10 protein-coding genes and 2 rRNA genes are annotated in these 9,373 nt (G+C 45.8%); 5 read left to right on the top strand and 7 right to left on the bottom strand.

Translation table 11 applies throughout. The features are described 5' to 3' along the window. Positions 1-112: 112 nt before the first annotated feature. From QUB16_RS32150 to sufR, 7 genes are all read right to left on the bottom strand, one after another. The gene (locus QUB16_RS32150) at positions 113-331 is read right to left on the bottom strand and encodes a DUF2283 domain-containing protein (protein WP_106332875.1); all 219 of its coding nucleotides are present in this window, start codon (positions 329-331) and stop codon (positions 113-115) included. Positions 332-342: 11 nt separating this feature from the next. Beyond that, the gene (locus QUB16_RS32145; RefSeq protein WP_333322365.1) at positions 343-597 is read right to left on the bottom strand and encodes a DUF4258 domain-containing protein; all 255 of its coding nucleotides are present in this window, start codon (positions 595-597) and stop codon (positions 343-345) included. Between the two features lie 323 nt (positions 598-920). Then, a 5S ribosomal RNA gene (rrf, locus tag QUB16_RS32140) occupies positions 921-1,037 on the bottom strand. A gap of 208 nt (positions 1,038-1,245) precedes the next feature. Next, positions 1,246-1,395 carry a hypothetical protein gene (locus QUB16_RS32135; RefSeq protein ID WP_333322363.1) on the bottom strand — a complete coding sequence of 50 codons (150 nt, stop codon included), beginning with the start codon at positions 1,393-1,395 and terminating at the stop codon, positions 1,246-1,248. A gap of 188 nt (positions 1,396-1,583) precedes the next feature. Next, positions 1,584-1,700, bottom strand: a 5S ribosomal RNA gene (gene rrf / locus QUB16_RS32130). A gap of 207 nt (positions 1,701-1,907) precedes the next feature. Then, positions 1,908-2,315 (bottom strand): hypothetical protein, encoded by a 408-nt coding sequence (locus QUB16_RS32125; protein ID WP_333207740.1) that lies wholly within the window; start codon positions 2,313-2,315, stop codon positions 1,908-1,910. Positions 2,316-2,422: 107 nt separating this feature from the next. Further along, a complete protein-coding gene (gene sufR, locus QUB16_RS32120; RefSeq protein ID WP_333322361.1) occupies positions 2,423-3,130 on the bottom strand; it encodes an iron-sulfur cluster biosynthesis transcriptional regulator SufR in 708 nt (235 codons plus the stop codon). 186 nt (positions 3,131-3,316) lie between these two features. Here sufR and sufB point away from each other — a divergent pair, with 186 nt between their 5' ends. The 5 genes from sufB to QUB16_RS32095 all read left to right on the top strand — a co-directional run bounded on the left by sufB (position 3,317) and on the right by QUB16_RS32095 (position 9,285). Next, on the top strand, positions 3,317-4,756 hold the full coding sequence (gene sufB / locus QUB16_RS32115) for a Fe-S cluster assembly protein SufB (RefSeq protein ID WP_333322359.1): 1,440 nt from the start codon (positions 3,317-3,319) through the stop codon (positions 4,754-4,756). 328 nt (positions 4,757-5,084) lie between these two features. Next, positions 5,085-5,876: a Fe-S cluster assembly ATPase SufC gene (gene sufC, locus QUB16_RS32110; RefSeq protein ID WP_333322357.1), complete on the top strand. Its 792-nt coding sequence runs from the start codon at positions 5,085-5,087 to the stop codon at positions 5,874-5,876. Continuing rightward, positions 5,873-7,216 carry a Fe-S cluster assembly protein SufD gene (gene sufD / locus QUB16_RS32105; protein WP_333322355.1) on the top strand — a complete coding sequence of 448 codons (1,344 nt, stop codon included), beginning with the start codon at positions 5,873-5,875 and terminating at the stop codon, positions 7,214-7,216. The genes sufC and sufD overlap by 4 nt, the downstream gene beginning before the upstream one ends. Positions 7,217-7,459: 243 nt before the next feature. Beyond that, entirely contained in the window at positions 7,460-8,722 is a 1,263-nt protein-coding gene (locus QUB16_RS32100) for a SufS family cysteine desulfurase (RefSeq protein WP_333322353.1), read from the top strand. A gap of 134 nt (positions 8,723-8,856) precedes the next feature. Beyond that, positions 8,857-9,285 carry an Imm1 family immunity protein gene (locus tag QUB16_RS32095; protein WP_333322351.1) on the top strand — a complete coding sequence of 143 codons (429 nt, stop codon included), beginning with the start codon at positions 8,857-8,859 and terminating at the stop codon, positions 9,283-9,285. The last annotated feature ends 88 nt before the right edge of the window (positions 9,286-9,373 follow it).

Below are 9,373 nucleotides of genomic sequence, written 5' to 3'. Positions count from 1 at the left end.
CGTCCCGCCCGTCCAAAAAGGACGGGCGGGACGCCCATCCCACAAACTTGTGGAAGTTATTTAATTCTCATTCCTTACTTATATTTACACAGGTAGCGATTGCTTTCCCTATTTAAGCTACAGTAAAAGCTATATTTTCTAGCACTACATTAGGTACATTTCCACTACCTAAAACCTGTGTAGCATCTAAAACTTCTATCCCTACCAATAACTCATTTTCGCCAATATTTAAAGCAATTTCGTCAGTTAACTGTAAAGTGCGACACTGATGCTTACCTTCTACAAGCCTAATGTAGAGAGCATCAATTTCGGAATCATAACTAATCTTCATAAACTTTTACCTCAAAAATAAAATGTATACACTGTGATAACAACTAACTCAGTATCAGTCTCGGCAACAATCGGTACTACTTTCTTGAGAGAATAGAACTTCTCCTGCCAATCATTATTATACTGAAAAGTAGCTTGATATTTGTACCTACCATTTTTAGCAAGTTGTCGATTACCTGTCATAATGGTATCAATAATTTCGGCTTCATTGGTACCTCTTTCAATCGCTTGTTCCTGGGCATGATTAGTTAGTCTAATAGGTTTCACTCTTTCTTGTCCAATAAATTAAAATTTTAAATTCCTAATTCACATGGATATTTACAGTTTCCATGCTCTTAAAAAACTAAGTCCATAAACTAACTTTAGTCCAAGGCGGATGGTTGTGCAAGAGCTAGTTCATGAGCGATGCTTGCAGGAGATGATACCAAATCCTGATTTAATAACCTCTTTATTCTTTAGTCCCCGGAGGCGGACTTCGTTTGTTTAGTAGCGGTTTCAACCGCCAAGCCATAAAGAGAATGATTAATAACTCCCCAAAAAACTAAAGCCCTTTTCCGTTGTTGCGGGAAAAGAGCTTTAATTTATTATTAACCTGGCACTGAGCTATTTTACCGGGCAGTGACCCGCCGAGTATCTTCGCCATAGCAACGTTTAACAACCGAGTTCGGGATGGATCGGAGTGGTTCCATTACATCATAAGCACCAGGAAAGCTTTGAAAACTTTTAATCCTGTGTCTGCGTTTAGCTTAATTCTAAGCTTGATGCGCTGCATCTCTTTCGCTCGACTTAATTACCTTATCAAGTTTCCCCCTCTCTGTCAACCCCTTTGTCAAAAGTTTTTTTCGAGCGCCCGAAACCGCTGGAATTATCGGGGTTTGAGGCCGGGTTTGGGCGTGCGACCGATCGACCTTTAACTCACAAATCCAAAAACGCCGCCTCGGTTCCCTGTTCTGTGGGAATCTTCCCGTCCTTCACAAACCACGCCACGACCTGCTTAACTGTTAATTGTTCGATCGCGCTTTCAGATTCTGTGGCAATTTGCCTCTCATGCCGCAAAGACGCCACCACCAAATTCGTAAAAAAGTTTTCAAAACTCGCATCAAGTTCGATCGACCCAACATCTGTTCCTAGCCGAGAATATTGAGATTTCTACAAATGGCCCAAGACTTGCTGTTGTGTAGATGCCTAATAACTCCCCAAAAAACTAAAGCCCTTTTCCGTTGTTGCGGGAAAAGAGCTTTAATTTATTATTAACCTGGCACTGAGCTATTTTACCGGGCAGTGACCCGCCGAGTATCTTCGCCATAGCAACGTTTAACAACCGAGTTCGGGATGGATCGGAGTGGTTCCATTACATCATAAGCACCAGGAAAGCTTTGAAAACTTTTAATCCTGTGTCTGCATTAAGCTTGAGCTAAGTTTGATGCGCTGCATCTCTTTCGCTCGACTTAATTACCTTATCAAGTTTTCCCCAGGCTGTCAACCCCTTTGTCAAAACTTTTTTTAGATCGCCCGAAACCGCTGGAATTATCGGGGTTTGAGGCAGAGTTTGGGGGTGCGACCGATCGACCTTTAACTCACAAATCCAAAAAAGCCGCCTCGGTTCCCTGCTCTCTGCGAATCTTCCCGTCCTTCACAAACCACGCCACGACCTGCTTAACTGTTAATTGTTCGATCGCGCTTTCAGATTCTGTGGCAATTTGCCTCAAAGGCCGCAAAGACGCAATTACCAAATTCGTAAAAAAGTTTTCAAAACTCGCATCAAGTTCGATCGACCCTTTAATACTCTCATCATTCTTAATCCAATCCATCACCTGCCCATTAGTCACCTCAGCCACCGGCTTCCCAGTCTCCCCAGCAATTTGCTTGAGCACCCTCAAAGCATAAATTGCCAGCCGCGCCGAAAACTTTTCCTTCGACGACAGCAGCGCCATATCAACTTCGGCACACTCTTCCGGCTTTAAAAAATCTGCTAGCGGTTCCATATATTAAAAATTGGTAATTGCTAATAGGTAATCGGTAATTGGTAATCCCTGACATCCGTGACATCCCTTACACTCATCCGTTGTCGAACTTCCATGCGTGACATCCCTTAAATCCCGTACATTGCCTGTTGCCGAACTTCTTCCTTCCTTCTGGCAATCAAATAACCGCAGCGGTGTTCCCCATCAATAATCCAGTGAGTTCGCTCCACAATACAATCCGGCAAAACCGCTGCAAACATTTCCAACTCATTACCGCAGACACTCGGAAAAGTTTCAGCAACATTAGAAATCGCGCAATTGTGTTCCATCAACACAAATCGATCGCCCAAACCAGCGCGATCGCAGATCCCAACCTCTACCGATTCTACAGGATAACACTCAGCCATATAGCCTTCAGCCCTGCGGAGTTCCATTAACTTAGTCACCCGCTCTTCCAGCGAACCCGCACCCACCAGCCGCCGATACTCCGTAGCCTTGCGCTGCCACTGTTTTTGCAAGATAGTAATCACTTGCTCGCGGCCGACGGTTTCCGCCAACGTATCCAGAAAAGAGACTGCAAAATCACCGTAACGATTCGGGAATCGATCGCGCCCCTGACTGGTAAGCTCATAAATGTGCTGAGGACGCCCCATACCAGCCTGAACCGACTGATACTGAATCAGCCCCTCCGCTTCCAAATCCTTCAAGTGACGGCGAATCGCCTGCGGGCTGATATCCAAAGACTCCGCCAACTCAAGAGCCGTCCCCTGCCCCCCCTTGAGCAAATATTGCAGGATGTCTTGTTTCGTGGAAGTCTGCTGAGTAGTCTCCATCATCTTCACAAAAAATTATTAATTTGACTTTGACAATATCACTGTTGTTAATGTAGCTTAAAATATACTAAAGCAACAAACCCGTTGTTTAACTTCCCCTTGCAGCCCCCAGAACTCGCCGGGCCCCCGACAGTTCCGCGTCTGCCATCTTTGAGAGACATATCCAGAACACTCGAAAGCGCAAAATTAATGAGCTCTACAGTCACAACCCTAGTCAACCAGCCCTACAAATACGGCTTCGTCACCGACATCGAGTCAGACACCATCCCCCGCGGCTTAAGCGAAGATGTAGTCCGCCTGATTTCCGCCAAGAAAAACGAACCGGAATTCATGCTGGAATTCCGCCTCAAAGCATACCGCAAGTGGCTGACAATGACCGAGCCCACCTGGCCTCACGTCAACTATCCCGCGATCGACTACCAACAAATTATCTACTATTCCGCGCCCAAACAAAAGCCCAAAAAGCTCAACAGTTTGGACGAAGTAGACCCAACACTCCTAGAAACCTTCGAGAAACTCGGCATTCCCCTATCCGAACAAAAGCGACTGGGAAATGTCGCCGTCGATGCCGTTTTCGACAGCGTTTCAATTGCCACAACATTTAGAGAAAAGTTAGCCAAAGATGGTGTTATTTTCTGTTCCATTTCAGAAGCCGTCAAAGATTATCCCGAACTAATAGAAAAATATCTTGGCAGCGTCGTACCAGTCGGCGACAACTTTTTCGCAGCCCTCAACTCCGCCGTATTCAGCGACGGTTCCTTTGTTTACATTCCCAAAGGCGTAAAATGCCCAATGGAATTGTCAACCTATTTCCGCATCAACAACGGAGATTCCGGCCAGTTCGAGCGCACCCTAATTGTTGCAGAAGAAAACAGTTCTGTGTCTTACCTAGAAGGCTGCACCGCGCCGATGTTTGACACCAATCAACTGCACGCCGCCGTCGTGGAATTGGTAACAATGGACAATGCCGATATCAAATACTCCACAGTGCAAAACTGGTACGCCGGCGACGCCAACGGCAAAGGCGGCATTTACAACTTTGTGACGAAACGGGGTTTGTGTCAAGGAGTCAATTCTAAGATTTCTTGGACGCAGGTAGAAACCGGTTCCGCGATTACTTGGAAATATCCCAGTTGCGTGTTAGTCGGCGACAACTCAGTAGGCGAATTCTACTCAGTAGCGCTGACAAACAACAAGCAGCAAGCTGACACCGGCACAAAAATGATCCACATTGGTAAAAATACTCGCAGCACGATTATCTCTAAGGGAATTTCGGCGGGTAATTCATCCAACAGCTATCGCGGCTTAGTGAAAATGGGGCCTAACTCTAAAGGCTCTCGCAATTACTCTCAGTGCGATTCGATGCTGATTGGGGATAACGCTCAAGCGAATACTTTCCCTTATATTCAAGTGCAGAACCACACTGCTAAAGTGGAACACGAAGCTTCTACTTCTAAGATTGGGGAAGAGCAATTGTTCTTCTTCGCACAGCGGGGAATTTCCGCAGAAAATGCTATTTCGATGATGATTAGCGGTTTCTGTAAAGATGTTTTCAATCAGTTACCGATGGAATTTGCGGCGGAAGCTGATAAGCTGTTGAGTCTGAAGCTGGAAGGAAGTGTCGGATAGAACTCACATCTTGCGCCATTGTCAAAAACTTGTAGGGGCGGGTTCACCAATAGCCTTAAACGGTGCAAACAGGTTAAATAAACCCGCCCCCACCAACTAAAAAGCCCCTAGGAGGATTTTAGTTGTAGTTGTAGGTTGGGTTGAGGAACGAAACCCAACGAAAGGGGCCCCAAAGAGGCCCCAAAAAGTTGGGTTTCGCTATCGCTCAACCCAACCTACGAACGATTAGATAAGTAGTAAGGATTTTAGTTTTTCTTAAATAAGGACTAAAGTCCTCACTACGAACCAAATAAACCGCTCTCGTTGCAGAGGAAAAGGACAAAAATAGATGATTGTTGAAAATAGTCAAGTGGTGCTATCCGTCCGCGATTTAACTGCGAATGTGGAAGATACCCAAATCCTTAAGGGTTTGAATCTGGAAATTAAATCGGGTGAAATTCACGCGATTATGGGCCCGAACGGTTCGGGAAAAAGCACTTTATCCAAGATATTAGCGGGTCATCCTGCTTATACGGTAACGGGCGGAGAAGTGACATTTTTGGGTCAAAATTTGCTGGAATTAGCGCCGGAAGAACGCTCTTTAGCTGGGGTGTTCCTAGCTTTCCAATATCCTTTAGAAATTCCTGGCGTTAGCAATCTGGATTTCTTGCGCGTGGCTTACAATGCTCACCGCAAACATCGCGGGTTGGAAGAATTGGATGCTTTTGACTTCCAAGATTTAATCGAGGAAAAGCTGGATATTGTCAAGATGAATGATTCTTTTTTAGGCCGCAGCGTTAATGAGGGTTTTTCCGGCGGTGAGAAAAAGCGGAATGAAATTTTGCAAATGGCGCTGTTGGAACCGAAATTAGCTATTTTAGACGAAACTGATTCTGGTTTGGATATCGATGCTCTCAAGATTGTCGCCGGCGGTGTGAATCAGTTGTCAACTGCTGAGAATTCGATGTTGGTGATTACTCACTATCAGCGGTTGCTGAATTACATTATTCCTGATTTTATTCACGTCATGGAAGCCGGCAGAATTATCTTGACTGGCCCGAAAGAGTTGGCGCTGGAATTGGAAGAGCGCGGTTATGACTGGGTTGTGGAAGAGGAAGCAGCAGGAGTAGGCGCGCGATGATGAATACGCAAGTTGCTAGTAGGGAAATGTTTTTGACTGATTTGGTTAATCAGTGCGGCAATTTGGAGGTTGCTAATAGCAAAAGTGCGGCTTACGGGTTGCAGGATTTGCGGGAGGCGGCGAGGGAATACGTGCTTGCTTCGAGTTTTCCGACGGTGAGGGATGAAGAATGGCGCTTTACTGATTTGTCGTCGGTGTTGCAAATTCCTTTTCATATACCGCAGAGCAATCAGTCAAAAGTTAAGCTGGCTGATATCATTATGCCAGTGAAAAATAGGGATGATTTACCATTAAGATTGGTATTTGTCAACGGTTTTTATGCGCCGGATTTGTCAACGGTGGAGTCGTTGGTTTTGCCGAATTTGCCGCTCGACTTTTACGCAGGTAATCTATCCAATGTACCCGAAAAATATCAAGGGCGCATCAGCGATGTTTTGAGCAAGCACAGACAGCAAACCGAGGTATTTACGGCGCTGAATACTGCGGGTTTGGCGGATTCTGCGGTGGTGTTCGTGCCGGCCAATATGTCGATCGAACTTCCGATTCACTTGCTGTTCCTGACAGCGCCTGGTGCATCTCCCACGATGTCTCAGCCGCACTGCTTGGTCATAGCTGAGCCTGGAAGCAATGTCACGCTGGTTGAGGATTACGCAACTATCGGTAATGTACCAGCCTTTACTAATGCTGTGACGGATGTTGTTGTCGGCGAAAACGCCACTGTGAATCACGTTCGGCTGCAGCGGGAAGGTGGGGAAGTTGTTCATATCGGCAAAAGTGCGATCGAGCAATCTCGCAATAGCCGTTACACTTGCCATGCTATCAGCTTGGGAGGCAAAATATCGCGTCACAATTTAGAAGTATTTCAGCGCGGCGAAGCCACCGAAACAACTTTAAACGGCTTAACCGTAGCCTTTGGCGAACAGTTATCAGACACTCACAGTGTAATCGATTTCAATCACCCTCACGGTACAAGCCGCCAACTTCACAAGTGCATTGTCGGCAACAAAGCTCGCGCTGTATTTAACGGCAAAGTTTTCGTTCGCAAAGCCGCACAATTGACAGATGCCGGACAATTGAGCCGAAACTTGTTGCTGTCGCCGAGAGCCCGCGTAGACACCAAACCGCAGTTGGAAATTGTCGCCGACAACGTTAAATGTTCCCACGGTGCAACTGTCAGCCAGTTAGAAGATGATGAACTTTTCTACTTGCAAAGTCGCGGTTTGGATTTAGAAAGAAGCCGCTATTTGCTAATCGATGCTTTTGCGGCGGAAATGCTCAATCAATTACCGATTCTTGGGGTGGCGAAAATGCTTTCTACCTGCATGGCTATCCAAGGATAAAGGAATTAGCAACAGACTGGGGGGTGTTTTATTACCTTTGCAATCAAAGCCGGAGATCCCCCTAAATCCCCCTTAAGAAGGGGAGTAGGGGTTGACTTTGAGAATACTGTTGTCCCTCCCTGGATAAGAGGGACTTTGAGAATACTCTTGTCCCCCCCTTAATAAGGGGGGTTAGGGGGGATCTCCGGGTTTCAGAATACGCCTTATAAGCGAGTTCCACAACAATACTAACTCCTGAAATTTATGACACTTATTCAAGAAAAAACCCTCGCATCAAAAGTTCGCGGCGACTTCCCTATTTTGAATGAAAAAGTAAATGGCAAACCGCTAGTTTATTTAGACAATGCAGCTACTTCTCAAAAACCCCTAGCTGTCATCAATGCTTGGCGCGACTACTACGAGAAATACAATGCAAACGTCCACCGCGGCGCTCACACTCTCAGCGCCAAAGCGACTGATGCTTACGAAGGTGCCAGAGACAAAGTTGCGGCGTTTGTAAATGCCGCGTCGCGGCAAGAAATTGTTTACACTCGCAACGCCACCGAAGCGATTAATTTGGTTGCTTATTCTTGGGGTTTGAGCAATCTGCAAGCCGGAGATGAAATTATCCTGTCGGTAATGGAACATCACAGCAATCTCGTTCCCTGGCAAATGATTGCTCAAAGAACCGGTGCAGTGCTGAAGTTTGTGGAGTTAACCGAAACTAACGAGTTTGATTTGGAACAGTTTAAAACCCTGATTTCCCATAAAACTAAGTTGGTGTCAACCGTTCACGTTTCTAATACTTTAGGCTGCATCAGTCCAGTCAAAGAAATCTGCAAAATTGCCCACAGTTTCGGCGCAAGAGTTTTAATTGATGCTTGCCAAAGCGTGCCGCACATGATAGTAGACGTGCAAGCAATTGATTGCGACTGGCTGGTTGCTTCCGGTCACAAAATGTGCGCTCCGACTGGCATCGGTTTTCTGTACGGTAAACTGGACTTGCTGAGAGAAATGCCTCCGTTTTTCGGCGGCGGCGAGATGATTGCTGACGTGTTTCTCGATTATTCCACCTATGCCGATTTGCCGCACAAATTTGAGGCCGGCACCCCTGCAATCGGCGAGGCGATCGCCCTTGGTGCAGCAATCGATTATCTTAGTAACATTGGCATGGATAAGATTCACGCTTGCGAAGCTGAATTGAATGCTTATATGTTCCAACAATTGCGGCAAATTCCCGAAATCAAAATTTACGGGCCACAACCAGACAGCAACGGCGAAGGTAGGGCAGCTTTGGCGGCATTTACTGCGGGAGAAATTCACCCTCAAGACTTGTCTACCATGTTAGACCAGGAGGGAGTCGCGATTCGTTCCGGGCATCACTGTACGCAAGCTTTGCACCGCTATTTGAATATTTCATCTACGGCGCGGGCGAGTTTGTATTTTTACAATACTCGCGAGGAGATTGATGTGTTTGTGAAAGCGTTGAAAGAGACGATCGACTTTTTTGCTGGGATTATGGGATAATTTGGTGGGTGATGGTGCGCGGGTAGAAATTGAGAAGCGATCGCCCTTTTTTTTACCGCAGATGCAGGCGGATAGACGCTGATGAACGCGGATGAAGAAGAGAGCGATCGCACTCCAAATATAATCAGGCGATAATGTTTGTATTAAACCTATCAGCAGAAAATTGGGTTGACAACCAGGATGAAGGTGACTTAATAGAAAGTCCTACTTGGAGTCAAATAGAACAAGCCATTCGCGAGTTAGATGGGAAAAGTAAAACTTTAGTTACCTTGGGTGCAGATGACGAGTGTTATATGAGCATTGGTGGCGGCGAATCCGGCAAATATATTGTTAACGTAACTTTTGATAACGTTAGCTTCCATAATTTAGTAGATATATCAAAACCAGATGCAATAGAAAAGCTAGTTATCGGCGGACAAAAAGGTAATTATTCCGCCCGGATGTGTGTAAATTTAGAGACGGCCCTGTTGGCAGCTCAAACATTTACAGTATCAGGAGAACTGGAAATATCACTGTCTTGGGAAGAAGAAAAAGAATTAGCGGTGTCATCAAATAAGATTTAACACAACCTAAGTGAAGGGGAGCATCTCAGTTTTGTAAAAAGCATTTTTTTTATTGTAGTGCGAGCGTCCCCGCTCGCGTATTGTACAA

Source organism: Microcoleus sp. D3_18a_C4 (assembly GCF_036702415.1).
GTDB lineage: Bacteria > Cyanobacteriota > Cyanobacteriia > Cyanobacteriales > Microcoleaceae > Microcoleus.
Note: the sequence above shows the minus strand (reverse complement) of the source record. Positions and strands in the feature narration are given on the sequence as shown.